This is a genomic window from Arthrobacter sp. SAFR-044, assembly GCF_051965175.1.
In the GTDB taxonomy this organism is placed as follows: domain Bacteria; phylum Actinomycetota; class Actinomycetes; order Actinomycetales; family Micrococcaceae; genus Arthrobacter.
Map to the genome: position 1 here is coordinate 1 of NZ_JBQCMK010000022.1, position 14,265 is coordinate 14,265.

General features: G+C 66.2%; 11 protein-coding genes and 1 tRNA gene. 6 read left to right on the forward strand and 6 right to left on the reverse strand.

Going from position 1 to position 14,265, the window contains the following annotated elements:
• Positions 1 to 125 precede the first annotated feature (125 nt).
• Positions 126 to 662, forward strand: a complete 537-nt coding sequence (locus ACTHQS_RS20605) for a hypothetical protein (protein ID WP_440172604.1) — start codon at positions 126 to 128, stop codon at positions 660 to 662.
• Here the strand turns inward: ACTHQS_RS20605 and ACTHQS_RS20610 are convergent.
• A complete protein-coding gene (locus ACTHQS_RS20610) occupies positions 659 to 1,714 on the reverse strand; it encodes a LacI family DNA-binding transcriptional regulator (protein ID WP_440172606.1) in 1,056 nt (351 codons plus the stop codon). The genes ACTHQS_RS20605 and ACTHQS_RS20610 overlap by 4 nt on opposite strands.
• Positions 1,715 to 1,716: 2 nt before the next feature.
• A complete protein-coding gene (locus tag ACTHQS_RS20615; protein WP_440172608.1) occupies positions 1,717 to 3,450 on the reverse strand; it encodes a glycoside hydrolase family 13 protein in 1,734 nt (577 codons plus the stop codon).
• A 189-nt stretch (positions 3,451 to 3,639) separates the two neighbouring features.
• Between ACTHQS_RS20615 and ACTHQS_RS20620 the strand changes: the two genes are divergently transcribed.
• Complete coding sequence (locus ACTHQS_RS20620) at positions 3,640 to 5,010, forward strand: FAD-binding oxidoreductase (protein WP_440172610.1); 1,371 nt, start codon at positions 3,640 to 3,642, stop codon at positions 5,008 to 5,010.
• A gap of 3 nt (positions 5,011 to 5,013) precedes the next feature.
• On the opposite strand, the gene ACTHQS_RS20625 is transcribed toward ACTHQS_RS20620, so the two are convergent.
• From ACTHQS_RS20625 to ACTHQS_RS20640, 4 genes are all read right to left on the reverse strand, one after another.
• Positions 5,014 to 6,432 carry a DUF4032 domain-containing protein gene (locus ACTHQS_RS20625; protein ID WP_440172612.1) on the reverse strand — a complete coding sequence of 473 codons (1,419 nt, stop codon included), beginning with the start codon at positions 6,430 to 6,432 and terminating at the stop codon, positions 5,014 to 5,016.
• Between the two features lie 147 nt (positions 6,433 to 6,579).
• On the reverse strand, positions 6,580 to 7,662 hold the full coding sequence (locus ACTHQS_RS20630) for an ABC transporter ATP-binding protein (protein WP_159632896.1): 1,083 nt from the start codon (positions 7,660 to 7,662) through the stop codon (positions 6,580 to 6,582).
• A gap of 217 nt (positions 7,663 to 7,879) precedes the next feature.
• A complete protein-coding gene (gene otsB, locus ACTHQS_RS20635; RefSeq protein WP_440172615.1) occupies positions 7,880 to 8,716 on the reverse strand; it encodes a trehalose-phosphatase in 837 nt (278 codons plus the stop codon).
• A complete protein-coding gene (locus ACTHQS_RS20640) occupies positions 8,706 to 10,208 on the reverse strand; it encodes an alpha,alpha-trehalose-phosphate synthase (UDP-forming) (RefSeq protein WP_440172616.1) in 1,503 nt (500 codons plus the stop codon). The genes otsB and ACTHQS_RS20640 overlap by 11 nt, the downstream gene beginning before the upstream one ends.
• A 178-nt stretch (positions 10,209 to 10,386) precedes the next feature.
• Between ACTHQS_RS20640 and ACTHQS_RS20645 the strand changes: the two genes are divergently transcribed.
• The 4 genes from ACTHQS_RS20645 to ACTHQS_RS20660 all read left to right on the forward strand — a co-directional run bounded on the left by ACTHQS_RS20645 (position 10,387) and on the right by ACTHQS_RS20660 (position 14,253).
• Positions 10,387 to 11,274 (forward strand): DsbA family protein, encoded by an 888-nt coding sequence (locus tag ACTHQS_RS20645; RefSeq protein ID WP_440172618.1) that lies wholly within the window; start codon positions 10,387 to 10,389, stop codon positions 11,272 to 11,274.
• Positions 11,275 to 11,425: 151 nt separating this feature from the next.
• Positions 11,426 to 11,502 (forward strand) — tRNA-Thr (locus ACTHQS_RS20650).
• Between the two features lie 68 nt (positions 11,503 to 11,570).
• Positions 11,571 to 11,996: a ChaB family protein gene (locus ACTHQS_RS20655; RefSeq protein WP_440172619.1), complete on the forward strand. Its 426-nt coding sequence runs from the start codon at positions 11,571 to 11,573 to the stop codon at positions 11,994 to 11,996.
• An 85-nt stretch (positions 11,997 to 12,081) separates the two neighbouring features.
• Positions 12,082 to 14,253: an elongation factor G-like protein EF-G2 gene (locus tag ACTHQS_RS20660; protein ID WP_440172621.1), complete on the forward strand. Its 2,172-nt coding sequence runs from the start codon at positions 12,082 to 12,084 to the stop codon at positions 14,251 to 14,253.
• The last annotated feature ends 12 nt before the right edge of the window (positions 14,254 to 14,265 follow it).

Here is a 14,265-nt window from a genome sequence, read left to right on the forward strand (position 1 = left end):
AGAGTAGGTCACCGCCGGAACATCATTAATGGAGGGCCCTGACAAGGAATGTCAGGGCCCTCCGACTTTAACCACCAACCCGGAAGCCGCAGGACGGCCATATGCCGCGGGTAGGATTGACCCTCATGAGCAGCATCTTCAGCCACGCCCAGGACCCTTCGCACGATGACGGCCCCAAGGGTTCGGAGCCCCTGGAGCCGGTGGTGAACACCATCCTGGTCCCAGGTCCTGTGGCACGGGCCTTCGCGGGATTTACTGACCACACCCACCTGTGGTGGCCCTTGGAGAAGCACGGGGTCTACGGAGCCGGTTCCTATGTGGAGTTTGAGGAGAACCTCATCCTCGAGACAGCTGACGACGGGCGGACCAGTATCTGGGGCACTCTCGATGACTGGCAGCCGCCGCTGTCCTTCCATGCCACCTGGCACCCCGGGACCACGGCGCTGTGGTCCACGGAGCTCCTGGTGGTGTTCCGCGCCGTCGGGCCCGAAACGGAGGTCCGCGTGTTCCACGAGGGGTGGGAGGGGGCCGAGGATCCGGTTGCTGCCCGTAAAGAGTACGTTGCCGCATGGCCGGCCATCCTGGAAAGCTTCGCACGGTTCATGGGTGCCGGCGCCTCAGCGGATGGCGCCTCACCTGGCGCCTCACCTGGCTTGTCCTAAGGGGTCCGCCCGGCCACGTCCGTTGGCACGGCGGTGCTGTGCCGGATCACGAATTCTGTTGGGTACTCCTGGTCCTGTCCTGCCGCAGCTGCCGGACCGCCGTCGGAGTCCCCGCCGGCGCCCTCCAGCAGTGCCAACGCAGTAGCCGCCGCCAGCCTTCCCTGGCCCCGCGGATCCTGGCTGACCGTGGTCAGCCCAAAGGTCTCTGCCAGATCATGCCCGTCAATTCCCACCACGGAGAGATCCTCCGGGACCCGGAGCCCAAAGTCGCGCGCGGCAAGCATGATGCCCACCGCCATCTCATCCGACGCGGCAAAAACTGCCGTGGGCCGTTCCGCGGGAGTTCCCAGCAGCCGGCGGCCAGCTGCGTAGGCGCCTTGGATGGTGAAGTCAGCGCTGGCGTGCCACTCCGGCCGAAGCGCCAGCCCTGCGGCTGCCATTGCCGCGGAAAAGCCCTTCTGCCGAAGCTGCGGAAGCTTGAAGTCCCGGTTCGGCCCTGTGTTCCCCGTGATATGCGCAATCCGGGTATGTCCCAGCCCGATCAGGTGGCGGGTAGCCATCATGGCCAGGCCCTCGTCGTCGATCCTGATGGTCGAGGCCCCGGGCAGGGCACCTCCGATCACCACGATGGGACGGTGTACGGCCAGGAGTTGGCCAATCTCTTCTTCGCTGAGCACCAGCGCCACCGCGATCACGGCATCCAGGCGTTTCCGCAGCAGGAAGTCGGTCAGGATGCTGTTGCGGCGCTCCGGCTGCTCGCCCGCGTTGTACAGCGTCAGGTCGTAGCCCGCATCGAGCAGGGTTTCGGAAACGCCCTCCAAGACCGAGGAGAAGTACCAGCGCTGCACATTGGGTATCACCAGCCCAACGTTGTGGTTCCGTCCGGACGCCAGGCTGGACGCATGGTAGGAAGGGACGAAGCCGAGTTCCCGGGCAGCTTCCTGGGCCAGCCGGCGGCTCTTGGACGAGACATTGGTCTTACCGCTCAATGCCCGCGAGACGGTGGCCACTGAGAGGCCTGCCCGGCTGGCAACTTCTTTGATGCCTGCCATTGTCAGCGGTCTGCTGGGGCGTCCGGTCCAAGCTGGATCCACGCCGTCTCACCGGAGGCAAGGGCATGGCCCGCACCTGCGGGCAGGCTGCGGATCAGGACATGGCCCGCAGGCATTTCCAGCGGCTCGTGGTTCAGGTTCATAAGCACCAGCGTAGTGCCGTTCACATAGCCCAAGGAGGAGCCGGTGCACCAGTCCTCGGCCCAGGACAAGGACCCCCTGCCCAGGTCCAGTTCCCGCCGGCAGGCAAGGGCGCTGCGGTACAGGGAAAGGTGCGACGACGGCGATTCCGCCTGCAGGTCCCTCGCCAGTGCTTTGAACGTGGCAGGAATCGGCAGCCAGGGGGCGCTTCCTGAACCAAACCCCAAATGCAGGTCCTCGCCCCTCCAAGGCAGCGGCACCCGGCAGCCGTCGCGGCCAAGCCGCTGCCCACCGGTGCGGGCGAACGTAGGGTCCTGGCGGAGATGGTCGGGGATGTCGACGCCGTCGGGCAGTCCCAGCTCCTCGCCCTGGTACAGGTAGGCGGCGCCGGGGAGTCCCAGCATGAACATCGAAGCAGCGGCGGCGCGGCCGCGGCCGAGGTCGTGGTCCGGCTGCGGGTCAGCGCATCCGATGCCGTCCCCGTCCCGCGGGCCCAGCCCGTTGTAGCCAAATCGGCTGGCGTGGCGGACCACGTCATGGTTGGAAAGCACCCATGTGCTGGGGGCGCCTACCCCGTCAAGGACAGTCAGCGAGTCTGTGATGACCGAGCGGAGCCGGTAGACGTCAAGGCCCGCATGCAAATAGGGGAAGTTGAACGCCTGATGCATCTCGTCGGGCCGGACCCACTGCGCCAGGCGGTGGAGGTCGACACTTGCCTCGGCACAGAGGATGCGGTCAGGCCCGTATTCGTCCAGGATCAGGCGCCATGCGCGGTAAATGTCATGGACAGCCGGCTGGCCAAACATGGGTGCTTCATGGCCGGGGAACCCGTCGCTGCTGCCGCCGTCAGCACGCCCGCCCCAGGCCGGCAGCCCTGGGGCCTTGACCAGCGCATGGGCCACGTCCACCCGGAAACCTGAGACGCCCCGGTCCAGCCAGAACCGGAGCACACGCTCGAACTCGGCGTGGACGGCGGGATTGTCCCAGTTGAAGTCCGGCTGGGAGGAGTCGAAGAGGTGCAGGTACCACTGGCCCGGCTGGCCGTCCGGTCCTTCCACCTGGGTCCACGCGGGGCCGCCGAAGTGGGACTGCCAGTTGTTCGGCGGTTCCTGTCCGTCCGGTCCGGTCCCGTCGCGGAAGATGAACATGTCCCGCTCCGGGCTTCCGGCCGGCGCTGCAAGGGCTGCCTGGAATGCGGGATGCTGCGCCGAGCAATGATTGGGTACCAGGTCCACGATGACCCGCAGGCCCAGCCGGTGCGATTCAGCCATCATGACGTCGAAGTCGCCCAGCGTGCCGAAGATGGGGTCCACGTCGCAGTAGTCGCTGACGTCGTAACCGGCATCCCGCTGCGGGGAACGGAAGAAGGGGGACAGCCACACGGCGTCCACGCCCAGGTCTGCCAGATGCGGCAGTTCCTCGGTAATCCCTGCCAGGTCGCCAATGCCGTCCCCGTTCAGGTCCCGGAAGGACCGGGGATACACCTGGTAGATCACCGCGGAGCGCCACCAGCCCGGGGCGGTGTCAGCAGTATGGATGAGCGTCAGGGGACCGGCAGGAGCGGAAGTGTCCTGGGTCACAGTTTCGACAGGCATGGAAGTCAGCATAGCGGTGGAGCAGTGCATTAATGAAAACGCTTCCATCATTGTTTCGAGCCAACTGTCATCCTTCACTGCTGGTCTGGCAGCCTGCAGGACTGGAAGCGGTTACAGCACCTGAAACCCGGGCCTCGGCTTCAGCGCACTTAGACTGGCAAGGTATGTCCGACGACGGGTGGAGGCTTTGTGGGAAGCATTGTTGACGAGCTGGAAGCCATCCTGGCGCCAGGTCAACTGGACACGGGTGAGGTCTCGCTTCGCCGGTACGCCGTAGACCAGGCGCCGGTCATTGACTTCCAGCTTCCGCTCGCAGTGGTGTTCGCGGAATCGGTGGCAGACGTCCAGGCGGTGGTGAAGGCCTGTGCGGGCCACGGAGTGGCGATCGTGCCCCGAGGAGCCGGCACAGGTGTATCTGGTGGTGCCCATGCCACCGCCAACTGCGTCATCCTCTCCCTGGAGCGGATGGACCGGATCCTCGCCCTGAACCCGGATGATGAAACCGCCGTGGTGGAGCCCGGGGTGGTCAACGCCGTCCTGAACGAAGCCGCCGCAGAGCATGGCCTCATGTATGCGCCGGACCCTGCCAGCTTCAGGAGCTCCACGATCGGTGGCAACGTTGCCACCAATGCCGGCGGCCTCCGGTGCGCCAAGTACGGGGTGACCAGGGACTCAGTCCTGGCACTGGATGTCGTCCTGGCGGATGGTTCCCTGATCCACACAGGCCACCAGACCTTCAAGGGCGTGGCGGGCTATGACCTCACCGGCCTGTTCGTGGGGTCGGAAGGCACGCTGGGCATCGTCGTCGGAATCACCGTGCGGCTGAAGTACTTGCCCCGGGAAGTGCACACCGTCGCCGCCTTCTACCCGGACTTCAGGCTGGCCGCCGCAGGCGTCCTGGCGGTGGGAAGGGCGCGCGTCCAGCCCGCCATCATGGAACTGCTCGACGGCGGGACGCTGGCACAACTTGACGACATCCATGGCTCCGACCTCACCGCACGGGGAAGATCGCTGCTGCTGGTCCAGACGGACGGGTTTGGGGCTGCCGCGGAAGCCGATGTGGTGCGACATGTGCTGCGTGACGGTGGAGCCATCGTCACCACCGAGGCTAGTGCCGAAGCCGAACGGCTGGTGGAGCTCCGGCGGCACAGCAGGGGCACCGAGGTGGACGACGAGTACCGGGTGGGCGAAGACGTCGCGGTTCCGCGCTCCCGCCTGGTGGACTACGTTGCAGCGCTTGAGGCCATGGCCGCCGCGCAGCAGGTGCACCTCAAGGTGGTGGCCCACGCCGGCGACGGCAACCTGCACCCGACCTTCTGGATCGACCGGAAGGGGCCGGACCTGGACAGCGGCGCCATGGAGCGGCTCCAGGTGGCCCTGGACGAGTCCATCACCGCGGCCCTGGCCATGGGCGGCACCATTACGGGGGAGCACGGTGTAGGCCAGTACAAGCTGCGGTGGCTGGGCCAGGAGCAGCCGGAGCCCATCCGGGAGCTCCAGCGCAGCATCAAGGACCTGTTCGACCCGGCCGGAGTCCTGAACCCCGGGAAGGCCATCTAGGACTCAGTCGTCCGAATCCGGATATTCGTCGTCGGATTCGTCAGCGCCGTAGCGGGACTCCTCATGTTCCACCTCGAGGATCTTCAGCAGTTCGGTGTCCGGGTTGAGCATGATGGCGGCCTCGTCCCGCCGGTGCCGGAGGATCGAGTCGATGTAGGACTGCACGGCCTCTGCCAGCGGAATGTGGCGCTCCTGCTTCTCTGACATGTACCACCGGTGCTCCAGGACCTCGTGCACCACTTCGGCGTGCTCGAGCTTGCCGGAGAGATCCCGGGGGATGGCACGGACGATCGGCTCGAAGATCTGGCTGACCCAAAGATGGGCGCTGTATTCCTCGTCCATTTCCGGGTTGTTGTCCGCCCGGAACGAGTCCATGTCGTTGAGGAGGCGGCGGGCCTGGTTCTCCTGGGCGTCCAGGCCGGTAAGCCGCAGCAGCCGCCGCTGGTGGTGTCCCGCGTCCACCACCTTGGGCTGCAGCTGGATGGTGGAGCCGTTCTGGGTGGTCTTGATGGCGTATTCCTCGACGTCGAAGCCGAGTTCGTTCAGCCGCCGGATACGGGCCCCCACCCGCCACCGCTCGCCGAGTTCAAAGGATTCCTTCTCGGTCAGTTCAGCCCACAGCCGCCGGTAGCTGTCCATGATCAGCTCACTGGTGGCCACAGGGTCCACCTTCTCCTCAATGAGGCCGCCGTCCAGCAGGTCCATCAGCTCGCCGGCGATGTTGACCCGGGCAATCTCGAGGTCGTATTCGCGCTGGCCGGTAGAAAGGTCAGGGTAGAGCTCGCCCGTTTCGGCGTCCACCAGGTAGGCGGCGAAAGCGCCGGCGTCGCGGCGGAAGAGCGTGTTGGACAGCGAAACGTCACCCCAGTAGAAACCGATCAGGTGCAGCCTCACCAGCAGCAGGGCCTGCGCGTCGATGAGGCGGGTCAGCGTGTCCTTGCGCAGCATCTGCGAAAAGAGCGCTCGGTACGGCATGGAGAATTTCAGGTGGCGGGTCACCAGCACCGGGTTGAGCGGACGCCCGTCAGGGGTGGTGCGCCCCGTGATCACCGCCACCGGCTCCACGCAGGGCACATCGAAACGGGCCAGCTTGCGGAGCATGTGGTATTCGTGGCGGGCCACGTGCTCGGAGGTTTCCTTGATGGCGATGACCGAGCCGCCCAGGTGGGCAAAGCGCACGATGTGCCGGGAAATACCGCGGGGGAGTGCCGCAAGGTACTGGGCCGGCCACTCCTCAAGGGCGATGTGCCACGGCAGGTCCAGCAGTTCGGGATCCGCCGCCGCCGCGGTGATGTTCAGCGACGAGGCTACCGATGCTGCCTTGTTGTCGTCGGCACTCGCGGCCACGAACCGCGGCAGTTTACCGATCTGCGCGTAGTCGGTGGGTTCGTCGTGCCACTGGGCGCTGTATTCCTCGGTCATGGGTCAATTCTTCCGTACTCGGGGCAGGGCGGCTAAATCCCGCTCAGGCATGGTTAAAGGCCGACGGCGGCCCGCACCATTTGCGAAAAGGGTGCGGGCCGCCGTCGGTTGCGCAGGCCTCCGACTGGAGGGCCCACGCGGCACAAATCAGTCGCCGAGGCGCAGGCCGGTCTTGGTGTCGAACAAGTGCACGTGGCCCGACTGCGGACGGACGTAGATGACCTCGCCCTTCATCGGAGGACGGCGGCCGTCGACGCGGGCCACGATGTCGTGGTCCTTGCCGTCAAGGTTGGTGTGGCCGTAGACGTAGGCGTCGGCGCCGAGCTCTTCGACGACGTCAACCTCCACCTTCAGGCCTTCACCCTGCGGGGCGGTTTCCAGGTCCTCCGGACGGCTGCCCAGCGTGACCGTGGAGCCGTGTGCCTCTTCGAGGACGTCGCGCGGCACAGGGTACACGGTGCCGCCGAACTGGACGCCGCCGTCGACGACGGGAAGCTCGAGCAGGTTCATGGCGGGGGAGCCGATGAAGCCGGCCACGAAGACGTTCTTGGGGCGGTCGTAGAGGTTGCGCGGGGTGTCAACCTGCTGCAGCAGGCCGTCCTTCAGCACGGCCACACGGTCACCCATGGTCATGGCCTCCACCTGGTCGTGCGTCACGTACACGGTGGTGACACCCAGGCGGCGGGTCAGGGATGCGATCTGCGTACGGGTCTGCACGCGGAGCTTGGCGTCCAGGTTGGACAGCGGCTCATCCATGAGGAAGACCTGCGGGTTACGCACGATGGCGCGGCCCATGGCAACACGCTGGCGCTGGCCGCCGGAGAGTGCCTTCGGCTTGCGGTCCAGGTACTGCTCGAGGTCCAGGAGCTTGGCGGCTTCGCGGACACGCTCGGCACGCTCTTCCTTGGAGACGCCGGCGATCTTCAGGGCGAAGCCCATGTTGTCGGCCACAGTCATGTGCGGGTACAGCGCGTAGTTCTGGAAAACCATCGCGATGTCGCGGTCCTTCGGCGGGACATCGGTGACGTCGCGGTCACCGATCAGGATACGGCCGGCGTTGACGTCCTCAAGGCCTGCGAGCATGCGCAGGGAGGTGGACTTACCGCAACCGGAGGGTCCCACGAGGACCAGGAATTCGCCATCGGCGATGTCGATGTTGAGCTTATCGACGGCGGGCTTATCTGTGCCCGGGTACAGGCGCGTAGCGTTATCAAAAGTAACTGTAGCCACAGTTATCAATCCCTTCACCGGCAGGTACGTGCCGGACGATCCGTTGTGAATGGTTCATGTTTATTCAGTTTTGTTCCTGCAAAGTGCTCCGCGCCTAAGCCCGGAGCACAGAATGACGCCGCACGCTGGTTGTGCGCCACATCACACAAAGAGTATGCCAGAGGTTGCGCTTCTTTGCGTAAATGTTACGAACGTCACATGTGCCGCCGGCCACGTCCTAACCGGAAGCAGTCTGAGGATCCTCTTCGGCCACGGCGATGCTTCGCTCCTGCAGCAGCGTCTCCAGCAGCTCCGCGATGTGGACGGGGGCCTCCACCCGGTATTGGGCCTGGGTGAAATCGAGGCCCACCTTGACCCCTACGTCGCCCGGTTCCAGCCGGCCAAAAGCGTCCTCGTCCGTGACGTCGTCGCCGGCGAACAGCACGGCGGTGGCCCCGGTGGCCTGCCGAAGGAAGGTGACACCTTCTCCCTTGGAAGCGTTGACCACCGAGGTCTCCAGGACGCGCTTGCCTTCTTTCAGGTACACGCCCTTGCGGTCCTGCAGTACCGACCGCGCGGCCGCTACAGCGTCCTCCGCCACGTCGTCCGCTGCCTGGCGGGTGTGCAGCACCACGCCCGCGGGCTTGTACTCCAGGGAGGTGCCGGGAGCCTGTGAAACGATGTCTGCCAGCTCCGCCCGCACGTCTTCAAGGAGCGCTTTTTGGTCCGGCTCAAGGGCCAGCTCGGTGGAGCCCGGGCCCAGCCATGCCTCGGCGCCATGGCTGCCGATCAGCAGCGTGTCGACCGGCGGGGAAGCGACCTCCCGCAGGCTGGCGAGGGCCCGGCCCGAGATGAGGGCCGTCGTCGTGCGTGGAAGCACGGCGAGGCCAGCGAATGCGGCGGCCGACCGCGGAAGCGGCCGGGCGTCCTGTGCCCGGCCCACGATGGGCGCCATGGTGCCATCAAAATCCATGGCCACGAGCAGGTGCTCGGTGCCGGCAATCCGGCGCAGGGCTTTCCGGAGTTCGGGGGACAGCGCCAGCGGTGCCTTGCTGCGGCGGCCCTCAGGAGTCATCGCGGACCACCTTCTCATTCAGCGCGTGGAGGAAGTCCGCGGACCAGTAATCCACGTCATGCTCAAGGATCTGCTTGCGCATGGCCCGCATGCGCCGCGACGCGTCCCTGGGCGGCAGCTCAACAGCACGCATGATGGTGGCCTTGAGCCCGTCAATGTCGTGCGGGTTCATCAGCAGGGCCTGCTTGAGCTGGTCGGCGGCGCCGGCAAACTCACTGAGGACCAGTGCGCCGTCGTTGTTGGTGCGCGCGGTGACGTATTCCTTCGCCACCAGGTTCATCCCGTCCCGCAGGGCGGTGACCAGCATGACGTCGGCGGCCAAGTACAGCGCCACCATCTCCTCCACCGGATAGCTGTGGTGCAGGTAGCGGACAGCGGTGTTCTCGATGGTGTCGTAGGTGCCGTTGATGTGGCCCACGGTCCCTTCCACCTCCTCCCGCAGCAGGCGGTACTGCTCGACACGCTCGCGGCTGGGGGATGCCACCTGGATGAGCGTAGCCTCGCCGACGGTGAGCCGGCCGTCTGCCAGGAGCTCCTCGAAGGCCTTTAGCCGGTGCCGGATGCCTTTGGTGTAGTCCAGGCGGTCGACGCCGAGCAGGATGGTCTTGGGGTTTCCAAGGTCCTGGCGGATCTGGCGGGCACGCTCGATGATCTCGGGTTTCGCCGCCAGTTCGCTGATCTGCTGCACGTCAATGGAGATGGGAAAAGCCTGAGCCCTGGCAATGTGCGTGATGGCGCCGTCCTGGCCCTTGACGTGGACCTGCTGCTGCTTGACGCTGGCGCCCAGGAAGCGGCGCGCGGAGCGCATGAAGTTGCCCGCATCGCTGGGCCGCTGGAACCCCACCAGGTCGGCGCCGAGGAGGCCGTCGATGATCGCCTGGCGCCACGGCAGCTGGGCGAAGATTTCCGGAGGGGGAAACGGGATGTGATTGAAGAACCCGATCCGCAGGTCCGGACGCGCCTGGCGCAGCATCCGCGGCACCAGTTGCAATTGATAGTCCTGGACCCAAATCGTGGCGCCTTTATCCGCGTGCTGGACGACGGCGTCGGCGAATCTCTGGTTGACCTTGCGGTACGCGTCCCACCAGGTGCGGTGGAATTCCGGCGGGGCGATGACGTCGTGGTACAGCGGCCAGAGGGTGGCGTTGGAGAATCCTTCGTAATACAGCTCCACGTCGTCGGTGCTGAGCTGGACCGGAACAAGGTCCATGCCCCCGTGGCTGAACGGTTTGACCGTCTCGTCCGGTGCGCCGTGCCACCCAACCCAGGCGCCGTCGGTCTTGGTCATCATCGGCGCGAGGGCAGTCACCAGGCCGCCGGGGGACCGGCGCCAGCCTGAGCCGTCGTCGCTGTCGTCCCCTGGTGCCACCCGGTCGACGGGCAGCCTGTTGGAGACCACCATGAAGTCGTATTTGGTGTGGCCGGCGTGGCCGGAACCGGAACTGCCGGCCGTAGCTGTTCCGGCTGGTTTTTCCTGGACGGGTGTTTGCATTGCGGCCCCCTGGGGTTGCTTGTGCCTTTAAGCCACCCTAGCCGGACGGAATCATCGGGGCTATTCGTCCGTTGGTCAACCCGGAAGAATGGTTGAACCCGCAAGCTCTCAGCTTTCTCCCCTAAAATGTTGGGGTGCCACCAAGTGGTCCCCCTACGTCGACCGACCCAAGGAATTCATGAGCCCCGCAAACGAAGTACGTAAGTCCAAGGCTGAGCGAACCGCGGAGGCGCGGGAAAAGGCGCGCCTGATCCGCGAAGCACAGGTAAAGAAGGACAAGCGCAACAAGCTCCTGATCGGCTGGGGCATCGTGGCGGCGGTCGTGGCCATCCTGGTGGTGGTGGCCCTGGTAGTCACCAACAGCCTCAAGCAGAACGCGCCGGTTGCGGACCAGGGGCCCGTCCCGGCCAATGCCAACGTCCACGGCGGCGTCACCCTGCTGGCCAACACCGACGTGGCAAAGACGGAACCGGCAACGGTTGACGCTGCGTCCCTGGGGGACGCCCCGAAGACGCCGCCTGCCGAGGTAGCGGCTCCGGGCGCCGAAGCGGAGGCCGGCAAGCCGGTGAAGGTTGTCCTCTACATCGACTTCATCTGCCCCATCTGCAAGAACTTCGAGACTCAGTACAACGACCAGCTCACCTCGCTGCGCAACGAAGGCAAGATCACCGTTGAGTACCGGGCCCTCGGGTTCCTGGACAGCCGGTCCACCACCAACTACTCGTCCCGCGCCGCCAACGCGGCGGCCTGCGTGGTCAACAAGTCCCCCGAGAAGTACTCCGACTTCGTCAACGCGCTGTTTGCCAAGCAGCCGGCCGAGGGCAGCGCGGGCCTCTCAGACAACGACCTGAAGAAGATGGCATCCGACATGGGCGTGAACATCGACTCCTGCGTGGATGACAAGACCTACCGCCCGTTCGTGAAGTTCACCACCAAGGAAGCGGCGGCCATCGGCGTGACCGGTACGCCCACGGTGCTGGTGGACGGCAAGCAGTGGGGCAAGGGGGACAGCGCGCAGACGCCGTTCCCGGACTTCCTGCAGGCGGCCATCGCGGCCAAGGGCTAAGGGCCAACACTTTAGGGCAAGGGCCCGTTCCGGATCGGCTCCGGGGCGGGCCCTTGCCGCGTACAGCGGCGGCGCCGTCGCGTTTTTACGCCCGGCGGGAGTTGGGCTAACCTTATCTAGCGCCTTCCGGGGCGCACGCCCGCAGGGGCACGCCTCCTTAGCTCAGTTGGCCAGAGCACCGCTCTTGTAAAGCGGGGGTCGTCGGTTCGAATCCGACAGGGGGCTCCACACAACCTCCAGGTCTAAGCTGGATCCATCCGAATAATCAGCCTGCTGACTAAAGGAGGATGGGTGCCATGCCCAAGACCGGCAAGAATGACCATGCCCGCAAGGACGAGCTTCCTTCGACCCTGCAGCGTTCTGACCAGAAGGCCCAGGACACATTCGCCAAAACCTACGATTCGGCGCTTGAGTCCTATGACCAGGACGAAGAACGCGCTGCCCGTGCAGCCTACGCCTCCCTGAAGCACAGCTATGAGAAGGTGGGCGACCACTGGGAGCCCAAGGAAAACCGCGGCCCCTCTGACAAGCGAGCGGAACAGGGCGTACGTTCATCCGAACCCACCGCCGGCGGAGTCGATGCCAACGCCTCCAAGGAGCACCTTTACAAGCTGGCCAGGGAATTGGACGTCAAGGGCCGCTCGAAGATGGACAAGGACCAGCTGGTACACGCTCTCCAGAAGGCCAACGACGCAGCCACCCGCAAAGCCCGCAGCAAATAGCCTGCGCTCTTGCCGTCCCGCCGTCCCAAGGTGTCGAATCAGAGGACACGTCCGGTCCGGTCGGCAATGATGCCAGGAGGTTCCAATGTCGGTGAAGAGCACCAGGGAGTCAGCGCGGGCGGCAGGCGGCAGGAACGGGCCTGATTCAAAGCGGTCCGACCAGGCCGCCGGCATCGCGGCCCAGGACCCGGCCCGGATCCGGAACGTGGCCCTGGTGGGGCACTCCGGCGCCGGAAAGACCATGCTGATCGAGGCCCTGCTCGCGGCCAACGGCATGATCACCCGCAAGGGATCCATTGCGGACGGGTCCACGGTCAGCGACTCGGATCCGGCAGCGGTTCACCAGCAGCGCAGTGTCACACTGTCCCTGGTGCCGCTGATGGTTGACGACGTCAAAGTGAACCTCCTGGACACCCCCGGCTACCCGGACTTCATCGGGGAGTTGCGGGCGGGACTAAGGGCCTCGGACGCCGCCCTCTTTGTGGTCTCCGCGGTCGACGGAATCGACGCCACCACCACCGCACTGTGGGGCGAGTGCGCGCACATGGGGCTGCCACGCGCCGTCGTGATCACCCGGGTGGACCACCCGCGCGCAAATTACGACGGCGCCCTGGCCGCCTGCCGGAAAGCGTTCGGCGACGGCATCCTGCCGCTGTGCGTCCCGGTGCCGGCAGGGGGCGGGGCCACCGGCCTGCTTGGCCTCTTGTCCCGGGAAGTGACGGATTACTCCTCCGGAGACCCAGCCCCCGATGTCCGTCCGGCAGCCCCGGAGGAACTTGCTGCCGCCGGGCCTGACAGGGGTGCCCTGATCGAGGGCATCATCGCCGAAAGCGAAGACGAGACACTGATGGACCGCTACCTGGAAGGGGAGGACATCGACATAGAGGTGCTGGCGGCCGACCTGGAAACCGCCGTCGCCCGTGGCTCGTTCTTTCCCGTCCTCCCCACGTCCGCCGTCACAGGGCTCGGCACCGCGGAGCTGCTCGACGTGCTGGTGCGCGCCTTCCCGGCCCCGCCGGAACGCAGCCTGCCGGAGACGACCGACCTCGCGGGGGAGCCGGCCGGAAGGCTGGTGTGCGATCCGGCCGGGCCGCTCGCCGCCGAAGTGGTGCGCACCTCCAACGATCCCTTCCTGGGACGCATCTGCCTGGTGCGCGTCTTCTCGGGGACGCTGCGGGAGGACACGCCGGTCCACGTGGGCGGCCACGGCCTGGCAGACCGCGGGCACCAGGACCACGACACCGATGAACGGGTCACCCACATATACTCTCCGCTGGGCGCCAGCCTGCGCCCCGTTCCCTACTGCGTGGCCGGGGACATGTGTGCACTGGCGAAGCTGGGCAGCGCGGAAACCGGAGACACCATTTCCGCCCGGGAAAGCCCGCTGCTGCTGGCCACGTGGGAGATGCCCGAGCCGCTGCTGCCAGTCGCCGTGGAAGCGGATTCCCGCAGCGATGAGGACGCCCTGGCGCGCAGCCTGGGCAGGATCGCGGCGGGGGATCCCACGCTCCGGGTGGAACGGAACGCCGAAACGCACCAACTGGTGCTGTGGTGCATGGGTGAGGCCCACGCGGAGGTGGTCCTGGACCGGCTGCGGGAACAGGGCGTCAAGCTGCACACCGTAGACGTGGTGACACCGCTGCGGGAAACCTTCGCGGCCCCCGCCTCCGGCCACGGACGCCACGTCAAGCAGTCCGGCGGCCATGGCCAGTACGCCGTATGCGACATCGAGGTGGAACCGCTGGAGCGCGGCGGCGGGTTCGAGTTCGTGGACAAGACCGTGGGCGGCGTCATTCCTGGAACGTTTATCCCGTCCATCGAAAAAGGAGTCCGGGCACAAATGGACCGGGGAGTGTCTGCCGGTTTTACCGTGGTGGACCTTCGCGTGACCCTGACCGGCGGCAAGGCCCACAGCGTGGACTCCTCCGATGCGGCCTTCCAGGCTGCAGGGGCCTTGGCCCTCCGCGAAGCCGCGGCCGCCGGCAAGATCCAGCTCCTGGAACCGGTGTCCTCCGTGTCCATCACCGTTGCCGACGAACATGTGGGCACCGTGATGAGCGATTTGTCCGGCCGGCGCGGACGCCTCACCGGCACCACCTCGTCCGGCGAAGGGTTGACGGAGATCAGCGCCGAAGTCCCCGACCAGGAACTCCTGCGGTACGCAGTGGAACTGCGGGCCCTGACGGCAGGTACGGGCAGGTTCCGCCGGCAGTACCTGCGCCATGATCCGGTTCCCCCCAACTACAGCCCGTCCTGATCCGCCGGCCAG

Coding starts and splice junctions, on each gene's coding strand:
- ACTHQS_RS20615 (WP_440172608.1), bottom strand. CDS start 3,450: ATGCCTGTCGAAACTGTGACCCAGGACACTTCCGCTCCTGCCGGTCCC.
- otsB (WP_440172615.1), bottom strand. CDS start 8,716: ATGACTCCTGAGGGCCGCCGCAGCAAGGCACCGCTGGCGCTGTCCCCC.
- ACTHQS_RS20610 (WP_440172606.1), bottom strand. CDS start 1,714: ATGGCAGGCATCAAAGAAGTTGCCAGCCGGGCAGGCCTCTCAGTGGCC.
- ACTHQS_RS20640 (WP_440172616.1), bottom strand. CDS start 10,208: ATGCAAACACCCGTCCAGGAAAAACCAGCCGGAACAGCTACGGCCGGC.
- ACTHQS_RS20625 (WP_440172612.1), bottom strand. CDS start 6,432: ATGACCGAGGAATACAGCGCCCAGTGGCACGACGAACCCACCGACTAC.
- ACTHQS_RS20655 (WP_440172619.1), top strand. CDS start 11,571: ATGCCCAAGACCGGCAAGAATGACCATGCCCGCAAGGACGAGCTTCCT.
- ACTHQS_RS20605 (WP_440172604.1), top strand. CDS start 126: ATGAGCAGCATCTTCAGCCACGCCCAGGACCCTTCGCACGATGACGGC.
- ACTHQS_RS20645 (WP_440172618.1), top strand. CDS start 10,387: ATGAGCCCCGCAAACGAAGTACGTAAGTCCAAGGCTGAGCGAACCGCG.
- ACTHQS_RS20660 (WP_440172621.1), top strand. CDS start 12,082: ATGTCGGTGAAGAGCACCAGGGAGTCAGCGCGGGCGGCAGGCGGCAGG.